Source organism: Actinomycetospora straminea, assembly GCF_028737255.1.
GTDB classification, from domain to species: Bacteria; Actinomycetota; Actinomycetes; order Mycobacteriales; family Pseudonocardiaceae; genus Actinomycetospora; species Actinomycetospora straminea.
Genome location: NZ_JAQZAN010000009.1, coordinates 184011 through 199600 on the forward strand (window position 1 = coordinate 184011; position 15590 = coordinate 199600).

Annotated in this window: 18 protein-coding genes and 1 pseudogene; 2 read left to right on the forward strand and 17 right to left on the reverse strand. The window is 72.8% G+C overall.

Annotated elements, in window-relative coordinates; translation table 11 throughout:
* The first annotated feature begins 32 nt into the window (after positions 1-32).
* Positions 33-791, forward strand: coding sequence for a FadR/GntR family transcriptional regulator (locus PH190_RS14590; RefSeq protein WP_274232247.1), 759 nt, complete (start codon positions 33-35; stop codon positions 789-791).
* Positions 792-996: 205 nt separating this feature from the next.
* A complete protein-coding gene (locus tag PH190_RS14595) occupies positions 997-1293 on the forward strand; it encodes a putative quinol monooxygenase (RefSeq protein ID WP_274232282.1) in 297 nt (98 codons plus the stop codon).
* On the opposite strand, the gene PH190_RS14600 is transcribed toward PH190_RS14595, so the two are convergent.
* The 17 genes and pseudogenes from PH190_RS14600 to rpmE all read right to left on the reverse strand — a co-directional run bounded on the left by PH190_RS14600 (position 1290) and on the right by rpmE (position 15498).
* Positions 1290-1721 carry a DUF2550 domain-containing protein gene (locus PH190_RS14600; protein ID WP_274232248.1) on the reverse strand — a complete coding sequence of 144 codons (432 nt, stop codon included), beginning with the start codon at positions 1719-1721 and terminating at the stop codon, positions 1290-1292. The genes PH190_RS14595 and PH190_RS14600 overlap by 4 nt on opposite strands.
* 31 nt (positions 1722-1752) lie before the next feature.
* Complete coding sequence (locus PH190_RS14605; RefSeq protein ID WP_274232249.1) at positions 1753-2151, reverse strand: F0F1 ATP synthase subunit epsilon; 399 nt, start codon at positions 2149-2151, stop codon at positions 1753-1755.
* Positions 2151-3605, reverse strand: coding sequence for a F0F1 ATP synthase subunit beta (atpD, locus tag PH190_RS14610; RefSeq protein WP_274232250.1), 1455 nt, complete (start codon positions 3603-3605; stop codon positions 2151-2153). Before atpD ends, PH190_RS14605 begins: the two co-directional genes overlap by 1 nt.
* Positions 3606-3616: 11 nt before the next feature.
* Positions 3617-4657, reverse strand: a complete 1041-nt coding sequence (locus PH190_RS14615; protein WP_274232251.1) for a F0F1 ATP synthase subunit gamma — start codon at positions 4655-4657, stop codon at positions 3617-3619.
* 123 nt (positions 4658-4780) lie between these two features.
* Positions 4781-6391 (reverse strand): annotated as a pseudogene (gene atpA, locus PH190_RS14620) (F0F1 ATP synthase subunit alpha); the annotation flags it as partial.
* A gap of 69 nt (positions 6392-6460) precedes the next feature.
* Positions 6461-7306, reverse strand: a complete 846-nt coding sequence (locus PH190_RS14625) for a F0F1 ATP synthase subunit delta (protein ID WP_274232252.1) — start codon at positions 7304-7306, stop codon at positions 6461-6463.
* Positions 7303-7986 carry a F0F1 ATP synthase subunit B gene (gene atpF / locus PH190_RS14630; protein WP_274232253.1) on the reverse strand — a complete coding sequence of 228 codons (684 nt, stop codon included), beginning with the start codon at positions 7984-7986 and terminating at the stop codon, positions 7303-7305. Before atpF ends, PH190_RS14625 begins: the two co-directional genes overlap by 4 nt.
* A gap of 43 nt (positions 7987-8029) precedes the next feature.
* Positions 8030-8236: an ATP synthase F0 subunit C gene (gene atpE, locus PH190_RS14635; protein ID WP_116706531.1), complete on the reverse strand. Its 207-nt coding sequence runs from the start codon at positions 8234-8236 to the stop codon at positions 8030-8032.
* A 62-nt stretch (positions 8237-8298) separates the two neighbouring features.
* Positions 8299-9129, reverse strand: coding sequence for a F0F1 ATP synthase subunit A (gene atpB, locus PH190_RS14640; protein WP_274232254.1), 831 nt, complete (start codon positions 9127-9129; stop codon positions 8299-8301).
* Positions 9126-9425 (reverse strand): AtpZ/AtpI family protein, encoded by a 300-nt coding sequence (locus PH190_RS30810; RefSeq protein ID WP_420791656.1) that lies wholly within the window; start codon positions 9423-9425, stop codon positions 9126-9128. Before PH190_RS30810 ends, atpB begins: the two co-directional genes overlap by 4 nt.
* An 85-nt stretch (positions 9426-9510) precedes the next feature.
* Positions 9511-9984 carry a Cg1360 family ATP-synthase-associated protein gene (locus PH190_RS14645; RefSeq protein ID WP_274232255.1) on the reverse strand — a complete coding sequence of 158 codons (474 nt, stop codon included), beginning with the start codon at positions 9982-9984 and terminating at the stop codon, positions 9511-9513.
* A gap of 39 nt (positions 9985-10023) precedes the next feature.
* Positions 10024-11157, reverse strand: coding sequence for a glycosyltransferase family 4 protein (locus PH190_RS14650; RefSeq protein ID WP_274232283.1), 1134 nt, complete (start codon positions 11155-11157; stop codon positions 10024-10026).
* A gap of 89 nt (positions 11158-11246) precedes the next feature.
* Positions 11247-12530 (reverse strand): serine hydroxymethyltransferase, encoded by a 1284-nt coding sequence (locus tag PH190_RS14655; RefSeq protein WP_274232256.1) that lies wholly within the window; start codon positions 12528-12530, stop codon positions 11247-11249.
* A 68-nt stretch (positions 12531-12598) separates the two neighbouring features.
* Entirely contained in the window at positions 12599-13243 is a 645-nt protein-coding gene (locus PH190_RS14660) for an L-threonylcarbamoyladenylate synthase (protein WP_274232257.1), read from the reverse strand.
* Between the two features lie 11 nt (positions 13244-13254).
* Positions 13255-14067, reverse strand: coding sequence for a peptide chain release factor N(5)-glutamine methyltransferase (gene prmC, locus PH190_RS14665; protein WP_274232258.1), 813 nt, complete (start codon positions 14065-14067; stop codon positions 13255-13257).
* A 2-nt stretch (positions 14068-14069) separates the two neighbouring features.
* The gene (prfA, locus tag PH190_RS14670) at positions 14070-15158 is read right to left on the reverse strand and encodes a peptide chain release factor 1 (protein WP_274232284.1); all 1089 of its coding nucleotides are present in this window, start codon (positions 15156-15158) and stop codon (positions 14070-14072) included.
* Between the two features lie 118 nt (positions 15159-15276).
* Positions 15277-15498, reverse strand: coding sequence for a 50S ribosomal protein L31 (rpmE, locus tag PH190_RS14675; protein ID WP_274232259.1), 222 nt, complete (start codon positions 15496-15498; stop codon positions 15277-15279).
* Positions 15499-15590 lie beyond the last annotated feature (92 nt).

Sequence of the window (15590 nt, forward strand, 5' to 3'; positions counted from 1 at the left end):
ACAAGCACCGGGAGACCGTCTACGCTGACGCCGTGCCACCGCAGCCGCCCGCCGCGACCCCGGGGACGGCGCCCGTCGCCCACCTGCGGGTGCAGCGCGTGCGGCCCGCGTACCGGCAGGTCGCCGACGAGCTGCGCACCCAGATCCTCGCCGGCACGCTGCCCGCGGGCACGCGGCTGCCCAACGAGGGCGAGCTCGGGCGCGCGTTCGGGGTCAGCCGCAGCACGGCGCGCGAGGCGCTGCGGGTGCTGTCGAGCCAGCACCTCGTCGAGACCCACCGTGGCGTGCAGGGCGGCACCTTCGTCAGCGAGCCCGACCCGGCGCGCGTCGTCGAGGACGTCGGCAGCGCGCTCGGCGTGCTCGTCATGACCCCGCAGCTGCACGTCAGCGACCTGCTCGAGGCGCGGCTCCTCCTCGAGCCGGCCGCCGCCCGCCTCGCCGCCCAGCGCGCCGACGCCGAGACGGTCGAGGCGGTGCGCAGCGCCGCCGCCGCCCACCGCGACGCCCGCGACCCCAGCGGCTTCGTCGGCCACCTCGACTTCCACACCACGCTGCTCATGGCCACCGGCAACCTCATGCTCACGCTCATGGGCCAGCCGGTGAACGACGTGCTGCGCACCCGCCTGCGCCGCGAGGGCGTCGAGGCGCACGAGTGGGACAAGGTCGACGCCTGCCACCGCGAGATCGCCGAGCACGTCGCCGAGGGCCGCGCCGACGACGCCGAGGCGGCCATGCGCGACCACCTCGTCGAGCTCCGCCGGCTCTACGAGCGTGACGGGTTCTGGACCTGAGCTCGAGGGCAGCGAGGGTCACCTCGGCTGCGTCGCACGCAGCGAGGGACGCCCTCGCGCCACGACGCGGGACCAGCTGGGGTCGAGCGAGGGTCACCCTCGCTGCCTGCCAGGCAGCGAGGGACGCCCTCGCTCCGGGAACCACGAACCTCGCCCACCGGAGCGCCATGCGGTTCACTTCTAGGACTATACGGTTGCTAGAGTGATGCGCATGCTCATCATCGCCGGACACATCGAGGTGGCGCCCGAGCACCGGGACGCCGCGGTCGCGGCGCTCGCCGACCTGGTCCGCCGCGCGCGGGCGGCGCCGGGGTGCCTCGACGTCGCCATCACCGCCGACCCCGTCGAACCGGGGTGGATCCACAACCTCGAGCGGTGGCGCTCCCGCGAGGACCTCGACGCGTGGCGCGCCGCAGCGCACGCGCCCGATCTCGGCACGCCGATCCTCGCCGACCACGTGCGGATGTTCGACGCGACGAACGAGCGCGGCCCGTTCGACTAGCTCGCCTGCCGGTACCCCGTCGAGCGGCCGGGAGGCGTGGACTCCAGCCACGAGGAGAAGCCGGTCAGCGCGTCGGCGCTGATCGCGAGCTCCCAGGTCGTCCCGCCGTCGCGGCAGGACAGGACCGAGCTGTTGGCCGGGTGCATCTCGCCCGGCAGCGGCGCGCGGCGGTCGACGATCTCGAGCCGCGTGCGGTCGAGCACCACGTTCGGCCCGGAGCGCAGTCCGCTGATGCGGTACCAACGGAACTCGTCGCCGCGGTAGCGGGCGAGCCCGGACCGCCAGCCGCCCAGGTCGCCGAGCGCCCGCGCCTCGCGCAGGGCCACGTCGACACCGCCGCGGCGCAGGATGCGGATGCGGCGCAGCAGCAGGACCCCGACGACGAGCAGCACCGCGAGCACCACGATGGCCGCCAACTCGGCGATCATCGCGGGGCTCACCGGTGCTGCTCGCCTTGCCTCAGCGGTCCGGGTTCTCGCCGGCGGCCCGGAGACGGGCCCGCGCACGCGCGGCGGCCGCCGCGGTGTCGTCGTGGTCGTCGCCGCCGCCCTCGGCGCGCTGCAGCTCGTCGCGCGCCGCGGCCACGTCGATCTCGTTCGCCAGCTCGGCGAGCTCGGCGAGGACCGTCACCGACTCCGCGGTGACCGAGAGGAACCCGCCGAACACCGCGGCGTGGAACGGCTCGCCGTCGGTCGGGTCGATGCGCACCACGCCGGCCTCGTCGAGCGCGGCGATCATCGGCTGGTGCCCGGGCAGCAGACCGATGTCGCCCTCGACCGTGCGGGCCGAGACGAAGTTCGCCTGGCCCGACCACAGCCGCTTCTCGACGCCGACGATGGCGACCTCCATCTCGGCCATCAGGACGAGTACTTCTTGATGTTCGCCTCGACGTCGTCGAGACCACCGCTCATGGCGAACGCCTGCTCGGGCGCGTTGTCGTACTCGCCCTTGGTGATCTTGTCGAACGCCTCGACGGTGTCCTTGACGTCGACGAACGAGCCGGGCTCGCCGGTGAACTGCTCGGCGGCGTACATGTTCTGCCCGAGGAAGCGCTCGATCCGGCGCGCGCGGGCGACGGTGAGGCGGTCCTCCTCGGAGAGCTCGTCGATGCCGAGGATGGCGATGATGTCCTGCAGGTCGTTGTAGCGCTGCAGGATGCGGATGACCTCGCGCGCGACCCGGTAGTGGTCCTCGCCGACGTACTGCGCGTCGAGGATCGTCGAGGTCGAGGTCAACGGGTCCACGGCCGGGAAGATGCCCTTGGCGAACACCGACCGCGAGAGCTCGGTGGTGGCGTCGAGGTGGGCGAACGTGGTGGCCGGCGCCGGGTCGGTGTAGTCGTCGGCGGGCACATAGATCGCCTGCATCGAGGTGATCGAGCGGCCGCGCGTCGAGGTGATGCGCTCCTGCAGCTCGCCCATCTCGTCGGCCAGGGTCGGCTGGTAACCCACCGCCGAGGGCATGCGACCCAGCAGCGTCGAGACCTCCTGGCCGGCCTGCGTGAACCGGAAGATGTTGTCGATGAACAGGAGCACGTCCTGCTCCTGCACGTCGCGGAAGTACTCCGCCATCGTCAGCGCGGACAGCGCGACGCGCATGCGGGTGCCCGGCGGCTCGTCCATCTGCCCGAACACGAGGGCGGTGTCCTTGAGGACGTCCGCCTCGCCGAGCTCGACCCAGAGGTCGTTGCCCTCACGGGTGCGCTCGCCGACGCCGGCGAACACCGAGGTGCCACCGAAGTTGCGGGCGATGCGCTGGATCATCTCCTGGATGAGCACCGTCTTGCCGACGCCCGCGCCGCCGAACAGGCCGATCTTGCCGCCCTGCACGTACGGGGTGAGCAGGTCGACGACCTTGAGGCCGGTCCAGAGCACCTCGGTCTTGCCCTCGAGCTGCTCGAACGGCGGCGGGTCGCGGTGGATGCCCCAGCGCTCGGCGTCCTGCGCGTAGCCCGGCTCGTCGAGGCAGTCGCCGAGGGTGTTGAACAGGTGACCCTTGACGACGTCGCCGACGGGCACCGAGATCGGGCCACCGGTGCTGTGCACGTCCTGGCCGCGCACCACGCCGTCGGTGGGCTGCATGGAGATCGTGCGCACCTGGCCGTCGCCGAGGTGCTGGGCCACCTCGAGCGTCAGCGTCTTGGTGCTGTCGCCGAGCGTGACCTCGATGGTCAGCGCGGTGAAGAGGTCGGGCACCTCGCCGCGCGGGAACTCCACGTCGACGACGGGCCCGAGGATGCGGGTGATGCGACCGGAAGCACCGTGCGAGCCGTTCTGCTCGGTGCCCGCGGCCTCGGCGGTGGACTGGGTCATCGTCAGCTCCCCTACTCGGCGAGGGCGTTGGCGCCGCCAACGATCTCGCTGATCTCCTGCGTGATCTGGGCCTGGCGTGCCTGGTTCGCCTCGCGGGTCAGGTTCTCGACCAGGTCGTTGGCGTTGTCGGTGGCCGCCTTCATGGCGCGCTGCCGGGCCGCCGACTCGGACGCCGCGGCGTCGAGCAGCGCCGCGAACACCCGCGCGCGGAGGTACTTGGGCATGAGCCGGTCGAAGAGGACCTCGGGCTCCGGCTCGAACTCGTACTCGGCCTGGCGCTCCTCGGGGTCGGACGAGGACTGCTCCTCGTCTCCCGACTCCTCCTCCTCGAGCACCAGCGGGGCGATCTGCCGGGAGGTGACCGACTGGCTCGCGACCGAGGTGAACGCGGTGAACACGACGTGCAGCTCGTCGACGCCGTCCAGGCCCTCGGCGTCCTCCGGGGGGACGAAGGACGCGGCCCGCGAGGACCCGCCCTCGGAGCCCTCGCCGGAGCCCTCACCCGAGCCGCCCGAGCCCTGCCCGTCGTCGTCCGACGGGCGCTGGACCGTCTCGTCGCCGCCGGTGAGGAAGCAGGCCGTCAGCGTGTCGGCGGCGTGGGCGGCGTTGGCGTAGTCCGGCACCTCGGAGAAGCCGGTCCACTGGCCGGACATCTCACGGTTGCGGAACCGGAAGTACGCCACGCCCTTGCCGCCGATGACGAACAGCGACGGCTCCTTGCCGTCGTCCGACAGCTCGCGCATGACCCGCTCGGCCTCACGCAGCACGTTGGCGTTGTAGCCACCGCACAGGCCGCGGTCACTGGTGACGACGAGGACGCCCGCGCGGCTCGGCTCCTCGCGGGCCTCGAGCAGCGGGTGGTCATTGGCGCCGGCCTTCGCGGCCGTCGTCAGCACGTGGGTGAACTCGTCGGAGTACGGCCGCGCCGCCTGGACGCGTGCCTGCGCCTTCGCGATGCGCGAGGCCGCGACCATCTCCATCGCCTTGGTGATCTGGGCGATGTTCTTGGTCGACCGGATGCGCCGTCGCAGGACGCGGAGGGATGCGGGCATGGGGCCTTAGCTCCCGGAGCCCTGCGCGGAGCCCTGCGAGGCCGAGCTCTTCTCGGCCTGCTCGGACGAGTTCGACGACGCGTCGGTCGACTCGTCCGACGACGACTCCTGCGGGCCCTCGTCCGAGTCGGTGCCGGACTCGCTCTCGCCGAACAGCTCGCCGGTGCCGCCGTCGTCGGCGACGGCCTCGCCCGAGCCCGTCGCGAACTGCTCCTTGAACTCCGAGACGGTCTTGGTCAGCCGCTCCTCGTTCTCGTCGGAGAGCTGCCCGGTGTCGCGGATCTCCGAGAGCACCCCGCCGTCGCGGCGCACGTGCTCGAGGAACTCCGTCTCGAAGCGCGCGACGTCCTCGACCGGCACCGAGTCGAGGTGACCACGGGTGCCGAGGAAGATCGACACGACCTCCTCCTCGACCGGGTACGGCTCGCCCTGGCCCTGCTTGAGCAGCTCCATGAGGCGGGCGCCGCGGTCGAGCTGCGCCTGGCTGGTGGGGTCGAGGTCCGAGCCGAAGGCCGCGAACGACTCGAGCTCGCGGTACTGGGCCAGGTCGACGCGCAGGCGGCCGGCGACCGACTTCATCGCCTTCACCTGGGCGTCGCCCCCGACGCGGGACACCGAGTTCCCGACGTTGAGCGCGGGCCGCTGGCCCTGGTTGAACAGGTCGGCCTCGAGGAAGCACTGGCCGTCGGTGATCGAGATGACGTTCGTCGGGATGTAGGCCGCGATGTCGCCGCCCTTGGTCTCGACGATCGGCAGCCCGGTGAGCGAGCCCGCGCCGAGGTCGTCGGAGAGCTTCGCGCAGCGCTCGAGCAGCCGCGAGTGCAGGTAGAAGACGTCGCCCGGGTAGGCCTCGCGGCCCGGCGGGCGGCGCAGCAGCAGCGAGATCGCGCGGTAGGCCTCGGCCTGCTTCGACAGGTCGTCGAAGACGATCAGGCAGTGCTTGCCCTGGTACATCCAGTGCTGCGCGATCGCGGAGCCGGCGTACGGGGCGATGTACTTGAAGCCCGCGGGGTCGGAGGCGGGGGCGGCGACGATGGTCGTGTACTCCATCGCGCCGGCGTCCTCGAGCGCCTGGCGCACCCCGGCGATCGTGGTGCCCTTCTGGCCGACGGCGACGTAGACGCAGCGGACCTGCTGCTCCGGGTCGCCGGTCTCCCAGGCCTCGCGCTGGTTGATGATCGTGTCCGTGCAGACCGCGGTCTTGCCGGTCTTGCGGTCACCGATGATCAGCTGGCGCTGGCCGCGGCCGACCGGGGTCATGGCGTCGATCGCCTTGATCCCGGTCTGCAGCGGCTGCTTGACCCCTTGGCGCTGCACGACGGACGCCGCCTGCAGCTCCATCTCGCGCTCGCCCTCGGACTCGATCTCGCCGAGCCCGTCGAGCGGCTGGCCGAGCGGGTCGACGACGCGGCCCATGAAGCCGTCGCCGACCGGCACGGAGAGGACGCGACCGGTGCGCGTGACCTGCTGCCCCTCCTCGATGGTCTCGTACTCACCGAGGATGACGACGCCGATCTCGCGCTCCTCGAGGTTCTGGGCCAGGCCCAGCACCCCACCGGGGAACTCGAGGAGCTCGTTCGTCATCGTCGAGGGCAGACCCTCGACGTACGCGATGCCGTCACCCGTCGAGGTGACGATGCCGACCTCCTGACGGGTCGAGTCCGCGGAGTACGAGGACACGTAGTCCTCGATCGCGCTACGGACCTCGTCGGAGGAGATGGTCAACTCGGCCATGGCTTCCGCTCTCGCTAGTCGTTAGGGGTCACGTGTCGGTGGGCCCGGCCGGGTCGGCCGAGCCGGCACTCAGCCCAGTCTCCGGCCGAGTTCGTCCAGCCGTCCGGCCACACTGCCGTCGATGACCTCGTCCCCCACCTGGATCACGAGACCACCGACCAGGGCGGGGTCGACCTCGAGGTGCAGGGTGATGTCCCGACGGTAGATGCGCGTGAGGGCGTCGGCCAGTCGTCGTTGCTGCTGGTCGGACAGGGCGATCGGGGACCGCACGGTCGCGACGGAGCGCTCGCGGCGCTCGGCGGCGAGCTCGGCCAGGCGCTCGAGGCCCTGGGCGATCCCGCGGCCCGTGGGGTGGGCCACGAGCTGCGCGGCGAGCTTGCGCGTGGTGGCCTCGGTCCGGTCGGCGAGGAGCCGGTCCAGCACCTGCTGCTTGCCCTCGGCGTCCGCCGACGGGTCCGCCAGCAGGCGCTCGAGGGCGGGCTCCGCCGCGACGATGCGGCCGAGCCGGAACAGCTCGTCCTCGACGGCGTCGAGCCGCCCGTCCCGCTCGGCCGAGACCAGCAGGGCCTCGCGGGCGACGATCCGCAGACCGGAGACCAGGTCGTCGGGACGTGACCACGCCTGCGCCACCGCGGTGCGCACGACGTCGGCGGTCGCCGAGGTGACCTGCTGGTCGACCAGGCGGGACGCGAGCCCCTCCCGGTCCTCCGCGGAGCGCGACGAGTCGGCCAGCGTGCGGCGCAGGACGGCCTCGCGGCGCAGCAGGTCGGCGACCGCGTCGAGCTGGTCGGCCACCGTCTGGAGGTCGCCCGCCGACGCCTGCCCGGTCGCCTCGCCGAGCCGGCGGCGCGTGGCCTCCAGCGCGTCGCGGCTCGCCGCGTGGAAATCGGCCAGGAGGCCTGCCGAGGACGTCACGACTGCGCTCCGTTCCCCTGGGTGGGCGTGGTCGACGGGCCGGCCGCGCCGGCGGTCCCGAACGCCGCCGAGGTGCCGGGCGTGCCGGAGCCGCTGCCCGAGCCGTCGCCGGAGCCGCTGCCGGTGCCGTTGCCGGACCCGCCCATGGCCTCGAGCTCGTCGAGGAACCGGTCGACGCTCTGGCCGCGGCTCGCGTCGTCGGACAGCGCCGACTCGACGATCCGCCGCGACAGCTCGACCGACTGGCGTCCCGTCTCGGCCCGCAGCTCCGCGACGGCGCGCGAGCGTGAGGCCTCGAGCGACTGCCGGCCCTGGGCCCGGATCCGCTCCGCCTCCTCGGCCGCACGGTTGTCCATGTCCTGCCCGATGCGCTCGGCATCGGCCCGGGCGTCGTCCCGGATCCGCGCGGTCTCGTCGTCGACGCCGGCCAGCCGCTCGCGGTTGCGGGCGAGCTCGGCCTTGGCGTCGGCCTCCATGGCCTCGGCCCGCGCGATGCCCGACTCGATCTGCTTCTTCGTGTCCTCGTGCGAGGAGACCAGGTTCGGCCACGCGTACCTGTAGAGCACGTAGATGAGCAGCGCGAACGCCACCAGGCCGACGATGATCTCGGCGGTGTGCGGCAGCGTCGCGTAGGGCTTGCCCGCCGGCTGTTCCTCGGCCAGCAGCTGGGTCAGGCTCATCGGTTCACCTCCCGCCCGTGCGGTGTCGACCGGTCAGGGGGAATCAGATGGCGAACGCGAGGACCAGACCGATGATGGCGAGCGCCTCGGAGAGGGCGAAGCCGATGAACGCGATGGTCTGCAGCTGGCCACGGGCCTCGGGCTGGCGCGCCACGCCGTTGATGAACGCCGCGAAGACGATGCCGACGCCGATACCGGGGCCGACGGCGGAGAGGCCGTAGCCGACCATGTTGAGGCTGCCCTGAACCATGAGGGGTTCCTTTCCGGTGTTCGTTCTGGGATCGGGGAGGGAGACGCCGGTGGTTGCGGCGACTAGTGCTCGTCGGCCAGCGACGCACCGATGTACGACGCGGTGAGGATCGTGAAGATGTAGGCCTGCACCACCTGGATGAAGGCCTCGAAGAACGTCATGACGATCGCGAAGAGGAACGCGAACGGCGACAGGACGTTGAGGACGAGGTCGTCCGCGACGGTGAGCATGTACTCGCCGCCGAAGATGAAGACCAGCAGCAGCAGGTGGCCGGCCAGCATGTTGCCGAACAACCGCAGCGAGAGAGTGACGGGACGCAGGATGAAGTTCGAGAGGAACTCGATCGGGGTCAGGATGACGCGGACCCAGGCGGGCACCCCGGGGGGCCAGGTCTGCAGCTTGATGTAGCCGCCGAACCCCTGCTTGCGGATGCCGACGTAGTTGTAGATCAACCAGGTGATGGCGGCGAGCGCGTACGCCATGCCCGGGTGGGAGAACGTCGGGAACTGGATGAACGGGAAGATCCCGAACACGTTGTTCACGAGGATGAACGCGAAGAGCGCCACGAGGTAGGGCACGTACTTGCGGAAGTCCGGGCCGATGTTGTCGCGCGCGATCTGGTCGCGCACGAGGCCCTGGAACTTCTCCGCGAGGAACTGCATGCGGCCCGGGATGATCGAGGGCGCCTTCGTCGCCACGGCGAAGAAGCCGTAGACGATGAGCGCGGCGAGGATCAGCTGGATCGCGGGCTTGTCGAACCACTCGAGGACCGGGACACCCTCGAAGATCGGCGGGATGTTGAAGTCCTCGACACCGGGCGCCTTGAAGCCCTCGGCCGGGGTGCCGGGCGGGACCGGCGGCGCCGGAGCCTGCGTCCACAACGACGAGATCACCCGTGCTGCTCCTTCCGGTCCTCCGGGCCGGCGGGTCCACCGGGGCGAGGGGGGTCGGGGGGGACGTAAAGGTATCGGATGTAGATCAACGCGAAGGAGGCAGCCCCACCGGCCAGGAGGCCGATGAGGAGGAACCACCGTGTCGACAGCAGGGCGTCGAGTACCCATCCCAGCCCGCCGAACACCAGGATTCCGGTGATCAGGTGGGAGAGGACCGTCCAGGCCTCGGACGGGGAGTGGGCGGACCCCTGCGCGGGGGTACGACCCGCATCTCCGCGGAGGCTGTCCTGCGCCATCGCGGCGCACCATATCAGCAGGTTCGTCACAGTCCACTACGGGCCGTCGGAGGCCACACCCCTGGTCGGGGGACCCCCGCACCCCTCACACGGCGATGGTGGGCCCCGGCTTCCGGGCGTACGCGATGACCTCGCCGACGATGAAGGCGATCGCCGTCGGCCCCAGCGCGAGGGCCGCGATGCGGGTGTCGACGACCTCGAGCGCCTGCAGCACCAGGAAGACGACGAGCAGCAGGCCGAGCTTGCCCATCATGCTCACGAGCGCCGCGGCCATGACCACCATCGGGTCGGCCGCCGCGGTCCAGCGCATGACGAGCGGCCCGAGCGAGCAGACACCGATGACGATGACCGCGCCGACGACGGCCGCGACCACGCCGGTGACGCCCGCGAGCAGGCCGGCCACCACCGCGGCGAGCACGGCGACGACGACCGCGGGCCACAGGCCGCCGCGCAGCATCGCGCTGCTGGCCTCGAGGACCTGGGCGGTGGTCGCCGGGGTGGCGTGGGGGGTGCCCGAGGGGGTCGGCTCGGGACGGTCGGTGCCCTCAGGGCTGGTCATGGCGGGTCCTCGATCGGGTGGGGCGCGGGGAGCGGGGGGTCAGGCGCGGGCGCGCAGGCGCGGCACCGCGGAGGCGAGCACGGCGACGAGCACGCCGGCGGTCACCATCCAGACCACCAGGAACGCGTTGTCGACGAGCGCGAGGGCGACCGCCCCGAACGCCAGCACGCCCGCCCACAGGTAGATGAGCAGCACGGCGCGACGCTGGGAGTGGCCGATCTCGAGCAGCCGGTGGTGCAGGTGCATCTTGTCCGGCGCGAACGGGCTGGTGCCCGCGCGGGTGCGGCGGACGACCGCCATCAGCAGGTCGAGCAGCGGCACGAAGACCACCGCGGCGACGACGATCAGGGGCGTGACCAGCGCGAGCGCGCCGGTCGCGCCGGTGGTCGAGTAGTTGGTGCGGCCCGAGGCGGTGGTGGTGGCCGCGGCGAGCGTCAGCCCGATGAACATCGAGCCCGAGTCACCCATGAACAGGCGCGCGGGCTGGAAGTTGTGGGGCAGGAAGCCCGCGCAGGCCCCGGCGAGGACGGCGGCGATGAGCGCGGGCGGGTAGGCGTTGACGTCACCGTTCTCCTGCCCGAGCAGACCGAGCGCGAACGCGCAGGTCGCGGTGGCGGCGATCGTGCCGATGCCCGCGGCGAGCCCGTCGAGGCCGTCGACGAAGTTCATCGCGTTGACCAGCAGCACGCACAGGAACACGGTGATGAGCACGCCCTGGTCCTGCCCGAGCAGCAGCACCGAGCCGGTGCTGCCGCCGGTGCCGCCCCAGGGCAGGTACACCGCGGTCCACTGCACGCCCATGAGGACCAGGACGCCGGCCGCGGTCGCCTGACCGGCGAGCTTGGTCAGCGCGTCGAGGCCGAAGCGGTCGTCGAGCGCCCCGACCACCACGATCACCCCGCCGGCGACGAGCACGGCGAGGGTCTCGTTCGAGTAGTCGAAGGCCCGGCGCAGCACCGGCAGCTGCGAGGCGACGAACACGCCCCCGGCGACGCCGAGGTAGATGGCGACGCCGCCGAGGCGCGGGATCGGGATGGTGTGCACGTCGCGCCCGCGCGGGACGGCGATCGCCCCGACGCGCAGCGCGAAGCGTCGGACCAGGCCGGTCAGCAGGTACGTGACGACCGCGGCGGACAGCCCGACCAGGAGGTACTCCCGGATCGGCAGCCCCATCGGGGCGAAGTCCGGTGACGGGCCCACGGCCCCCGAGAGTAGACCCAGCGCCGCCCGCGGAGCGCAGCGGAGGCGGGCCGTGTCTGCTGTTACCGGGCGTACGCGGGGAACCGCGACACGAGGTTCCCGACCTCCTCGCGGACGTCCGCGAGGGTCTGCTTGCCCGACTCCGAGGTCTCGTCCGCGGTCACCGCGGAGGCGATGAGGCGCGCGACGTCGCCCATCTCGTTCTCCGTCATGCCCTGGGTGGTGATCGAGGGCGAGCCGACGCGGATGCCCGAGGCGGTCATCGGCGGCTGCGGGTCGTACGGGATCGCGTTCTTGTTCAGCGTGATCCCGGCCAGGCCGCTGCGGGCCTCCGCCTCCTTGCCGGTCACCCCGAGCGGCTGCAGGTCGAGCAGCGCCAGGTGGGTGTCGGTGCCGCCGGAGATCGCGCGCATGCCCTGGGTCTCGAGCGCGGAGGTGAGCGCCTGCGCGTTGGCGATGACCTGGCGCGCGTAGCGCTGGTAGTCCTCGGTCGCGGCCTCGGCGAGCGCGACGGCCTTGCCCGCCACGGCGTGCATGAGCGGGCCGCCCTGCAGGAACGGGAACACGGCCTTGTCCAGCGCCTTCGCGTGCTCGGCCTTCGAGACGAGCATGCCGCCGCGCGGCCCGCGCAGGACCTTGTGCGTCGTGAAGGTGACGACGTCGGCGTACGGGACGGGGCTGGGGATCGCCTTGCCGGCGACGAGGCCGATGAAGTGGGCGGCGTCGACCCAGAGGATCGCGCCGGCCTCGTCGGCGATGGCGCGGAACTTCTCGAAGTCGATGAGGCGCGGGTAGGCGGTGGCGCCCGCGACGATCATCTTCGGGCGGTGCTCGAGGGCCAGGTCGCGCACCTGGTCGTAGTCGATGAGCCCGTCGTCCTCGCGCACGGTGTAGGGCACGGGCTCGAACCACTTGCCCGAGAAGCTGACCTTGGCGCCGTGGGTGAGGTGGCCGCCGTGGGGCAGGCTCATGGCCAGCACCTTGTCGCCCGGCTGGCAGAACGCCGCGTAGACCGCGAGGTTGGCGTTGGCGCCGGAGTGCGGCTGGAGGTTGGCGTGCTCGGCGCCGAACAGCGTCTTGGCGCGGTCGATCGCGATCTCCTCGGCGCGGTCGACGACCTCGCAGCCGCCGTAGTAGCGCCGGCCGGGGTAGCCCTCGGCGTACTTGTTCGACAGCGTCGACCCGAGCGCGGCGAGCACGGCGGGGCTGGTGAGGTTCTCGCTGGCGATCAGCTGGAGTCCGCCGCGCAGCCGGGTGAGCTCGTCGTCGACGACCTGGGCGATCTCGGGGTCGACGGCCTGGAGGGCGTCGTAGTCCGGGCCCCAGAAGTGCTGCGAGTCAGCCATGTCGACCCACGTTACCGGCCCTTCACCGGGCCCGGCTGCCCCGTGGTGGCTACCTCACAGCTCACGGCTCACAGCGTGACCGGGACGCCGACGACGCGGGACACGTCCTCGGCGCTCACCGCGCCCTCGCGGCGCAGCCGCGGCGTCTCGCCGGTCAGGTCGACGATCGTCGAGCCCACGCCGGACGCGCACACCCCGCCGTCGAGGTAGACCTCCACGGAGTCCCCGAGCTGGTCGCGGGCCTCCTGCACCGTCGTCGCGGGCGGCTGCCCGGACACGTTCGCGCTGCTCTGCGCCATGGGCCCGACCTCGCGCAGCAGCTCGAGGGCCACCGGGTGCAGGGGCATGCGCAGCATCACGGTGCCGCGCGTCGTCCCGAGGTCCCACGCGAGGCTCGGCGCGTGCGGCAGGACGATCGAGAGCCCGCCCGGCCAGAACGCCTCGACGAGGTCGCGCGCGACGGGCGGCACGGAGCCGACGAGCCCGTCGATCGTCGACCAGCTGCCGACGAGCACGCCCAGCGGCATGTCCGGGCCGCGGTGCTTGGCCGCGAGCAGGTCGGCGACCGCGCGGGCGTTGAACGCGTCCGCGCCGATGCCGTAGAGCGTGTCGGTCGGGATCACCACGAGCCGGCCCGCGCGCACGGCCGCGGCGGCCGCCGCCAGCCCGGTGGGTCGCGTCGCGGGGTCCTCGCAGTCGTACACCGTCGCCACGGGCACCGAGCCTAGGCCCGGCGTCCGACGGCCACGCGCGGGCGTCCCGCGAGATCGCCCAGGGTCCTGACCTCGGCGAACCCGGCGCCGTCGAGCACCTCGCGGACCGCGGCCGGGTGCGCGTCGTCGTGCTCGACCCCGACCGCTCCCCCGGGCCGCAGCAGCCGGTGGGCCAGCGCGGCGAGGGGACGGATGACCGCGAGCCCGTCGGGCCCGGCGAACACCGCGCCGGCGGGGTCGGCGTCGACCTCGGGCGGCACGGCCACCCCGGTCGGCACGTAGGGCGGGTTGGCGACGACGAGGTCGACGGTGCCGTCGAGCTCGGCGAGGACGCCGGGGGCGGTGACGTCGGCGGCGTGCAGCACGACGCCCGAGCCGGCGAGATTCCTGTCCGCCCAGGTCAGCGCCGCGGGGTCGACCTCGACGGCGTGCACGGCGGCGTCCGGGCGCTCGTGGGCGATCGCCAGGGCGAGCGCGCCGGTGCCCGTGCACAGGTCGACGACCACGCCCGCGGGCTGCGCGAGCGCCCAGGCCAGCAGCGTCTCGGTCTCGGGCCGCGGCACGAACACCCCGGGGCCGACGGCCACCTCGACCGGGCCGAGCACCGCGGACCCGAGCAGGTGCTGCAGCGGCTCGCGGGCGGCGCGGCGCGCGACGAGGGCGTCGAGGGCCTCGCGCTGGGCCGCGTCGGGCGGGTCGGCGAGCAGCAGGCGCCCGCGCGGGACGCCCAGGACGTGCGCGACCAGCAGCTCCGCGTCGACCCGGGGCGACGCGATTCCGGCGCCGGCCAGCCGGGCGGTGGCCGCGACGACCAGGTCGCGCACGCTCAGGAGGAGGCCTCGTCGGCGGCGCGGGCCATCCGCTCGCGGCGGTCGGCGGCGCGCAGGGCCTCGAGCACGCCGTCGAGGTCGCCGTCGAGGACCCGGTCGAGGTCGTGCGACTTGTAACCGATGCGGTGGTCGGAGATCCGGTTCTCCGGGAAGTTGTAGGTGCGCACGCGCTCGGAGCGGTCGACCGTGCGGACCTGGCTGCGCCGGTCCGCCGACGCCTGCGCCTGCTCGGCCTCGTCGGCCATCGCCTGCAGACGGCTGCGCAGCACCTCGAGGGCGCGCGCCTTGTTCTGCAGCTGGGAGCGCTCGTTCTGGCAGCTCACGACCACACCGGTCGGCAGGTGGGTGATCCGGACCGCGGAGTCGGTGGTGTTGACGCCCTGCCCGCCCTTACCGGAGGAGCGGAAGACGTCGACCCGCAGGTCCTTCTCGTCGATCTCGATCGCCGCGGCCTCCTCGGCCTCGGGGTAGACGAGGACCCCGGCCGCCGAGGTGTGGATGCGGCCCTGCGACTCGGTGACCGGCACGCGCTGGACGCGGTGGACCCCGCCCTCGTACTTGAACCAGGCCCAGACGCCCTCGGGGTCGTTGCCGGGCGCGGTGATCGTCACGGTGACGTCCTTGTAGCCGCCGAGGTCGGACTCCGTCGCCGACAGGACCTCGACCTTCCAGCCGCGCCGCTCGGCGTAGCGGGAGTACATGCGCAGGAGGTCACCGGCGAACAGCGCCGACTCCTCGCCGCCCTCCCCCGACTTCACCTCGACGACGACGTCGTTCGCGTCCGCGGGGTCGCGGGGCACGAGCTGCTCGGCCAGGCGCGCACGCAGCGTCTCGACGCGACCCTCGATCTCGCCGGCCTCGGCGGCGAACGCCGGGTCCTCGCGGGCGAGCTCGCGGGCGTCGGCGAGGTCGGCCTCGGCGGCGCTGAGCTCGCCGACCGTGGCCACGGTCGGCGACAGCGCCGCGTAGCGCCGTCCCAGCGAGCGGGCGAGGGCGGCGTCGGCGTGCACGTCGGGATCGGCGAGGCGCGCCTCCAGGCCCGCGTGCTCCTCGAGCAGCGCGGTGACGCCGGGCGACGACGTCATGCTGTCCTGGGCCACGGTCGGCCTCCCTTCCTCCCCGGACCCTCTCCTGACCTGCCCCGACACGCAGAACGCCCGCCGCCCCGCGCGCGAGGCGCAGGGGCGACGGGCGTCGCGGGAACTACTTCTTGGTGGGGGTGCGCTTCCCGTAGCGGGCCTCGAAGCGGGCCACGCGACCGCCGGTGTCCATGATCCGCTGCTTGCCCGTGTAGAACGGGTGGCAGGCGGAGCAGATCTCGACGGTGATGTTGCCGCCCGGCTTGGTGCTCCGGGTGGTGAACGAGTTGCCGCAGCCGCACAGCACCTGGGTCTCGTGGTACTCGGGGTGGATGCCGCTCTTCACGGATCGTGGTCCTCTCGCGTCGTGGTCGCCGGGTCCCCTCGGCGTCTCGCCGTCGTGGCTGGGGTGAACCGGAACCGGATGTGCGGGCCATT